At 48.2% G+C, this 1,866-nt stretch carries 1 protein-coding gene and 1 pseudogene; both read right to left on the bottom strand.

The window, feature by feature from the left end; genetic code table 11:
• Nucleotides 1–1,194 (bottom strand): protein-arginine deiminase family protein (locus VE954_RS05460; RefSeq protein ID WP_324950484.1); only part of this gene is annotated, 1,194 nt, incomplete at its 3' end.
• Between the two features lie 545 nt (nt 1,195–1,739).
• Nucleotides 1,740–1,866, bottom strand: a pseudogene (locus VE954_RS05455) (DDE-type integrase/transposase/recombinase); the annotation flags it as partial.

Here is a 1,866-nt window from a genome sequence, read left to right as displayed (position 1 = left end):
ATCCGTTGCAGCCTTTACACGTGCCACCAAAGTCGAAACTTCGGTATCGATTATTTTTTCATAGGTTTCATTTGCCTTTACAAACAATGGACATTCCAGCGCCTCGCGTGCACCCAATGGCTTTCCGTTACGTGCGCGTGGCAACTTCGCAAGGCAATCAGTACGTGTGCTAGGTTCGGCCTGAAATATCTCGCTCGCTGGCCATTGGGGTTCAAGACGATCATCTTTACTTTTGCCCACCGTTCGCGCGAGATCAAGGCCGAGCGCGGGTGAGGCCCGCAGAATCGCGAAATTGCAGGGCGCCGAATCCCGCGTAGGAACAGTGACCATAAACTCATCGATGTGACCTACGCCGAGCCACTCAGTATTCACCCGTACCACGTTTTCCTGGCTGTCGGGCGAGATGGTAGCCACTGTGCTGTCGTTCATCCCTGAGCCGATGGCAACCAGACCGCCTGGCAAGCCAATCACGTTTCCACCGTATTCGCCGCCACTGTCACTTGGAGACTCCGACTGCTTCTCGAGTTTAAATCCGCAATCCTTGGCGATATCACCAGGCGCATACTCCCATCCACCATCGAAGTGCGGAAGATCGAGTAAAGCTAAGCCAGGGCTTGTACCAGTGACCCCGAATTCCATGAGATCCTGCGGTACACTTGATGGATCATTGCCTTCGATGGAAATAAAGTTCAGTCGTTTCATATCTTCGGCAGAAATATATTGACTGGCATTCGTTCGAGCCTTCTCCAGTTGCAACTTTTGAACAAGCACGTTGATTACCGGAGGATTTAATCTTCTTTTAAATATCTCCAGCAGCTTTTTGGCCAATGGCCACTGCTCATAAGTTATATAACTTTCATCGGTAATGAAGATGCCGAGCAAGGGATGAGTTTCGGGCAGTGTCCGGAAGCCCTTTCCGGAAGGACACCATTGAGCATAGCCTAGCTTCTTAACATCGGGAACGAGTAAGGATTTGATGTCAGGTTTGGCGTTCAGGCAGCTGTTTTTCGATAGAGTGAGAAAATCAGAAGAAGGATTGACTTTCTGACTGCTAATATCACTATGAGTCGATTTGCAGTGAACCAGCGTAATCGCAAGTACAGTCATTTTCGCGATGTTCCAATAGGTTTTTTTTTGAATCAGTTTTGAATAGCGCACGATGTTTTCCTTTTTCAAAATAAGAGCTTCGGTCATGGTTCCAACAGATATTCCCGACCAAACGCTCACCCTGCAACGTGTTGAATCCTGGTCCTTACAGGATAAGGCTCCAACTTGGCTGCCATTCTGGCTTTGAAATGCTTTGCATTGGGATCATATAGGCTTTGGCTTGGGAAAAATCACGTGACATTTTCCATAGAAGATACAAATAACGCCACACTGCCCATTTCTTTGGACCATCGCGTTCACAAAAAGATCTGATAAATTCGGGCGTGGAACCATATAATCAGAGGCCGTAACTGAGAGCAGAAACTTGTGCAGTTGTGCAAGAATGTAACTGCGAATGACAGTTTGGTGTTCACAAGCGTTTCTTGCATGAGGACCGGGTAGGCGTCGAGCTGCTTGCGGATAAGCCATGTGAATTTTTTAGGTTTTGTTGCAAAAAATATCTGGGGTTCGGAATCGAGATGATGGCCATGATCAAAAAAGGCGAGATCGCACCCCAGGGCTCCACTCCTTTCGAGCAATTCTACGCCCTCGCAGGATAACTGCTCAAATGGAGTGGAGCCCTGGATATCAATCTGACCTTTTTTGATCATGACCATCATCTCAATTCCGGCGATGGTCTTCGCGGCCGACATAAAGGTTTTAAAGCCCAGCATGGGCCTTGTCCTTTGCCTCACTCGCCTGTGGTCCTGCTCAATAAGG

This window comes from Oligoflexus sp., from assembly GCF_035638955.1.
Classification (GTDB): Bacteria; Bdellovibrionota_B; Oligoflexia; order Oligoflexales; family Oligoflexaceae; genus Oligoflexus.
The sequence above is the reverse complement of the archived record's forward strand: the minus strand, read 5'-3'. Positions and strand labels throughout refer to the sequence as shown.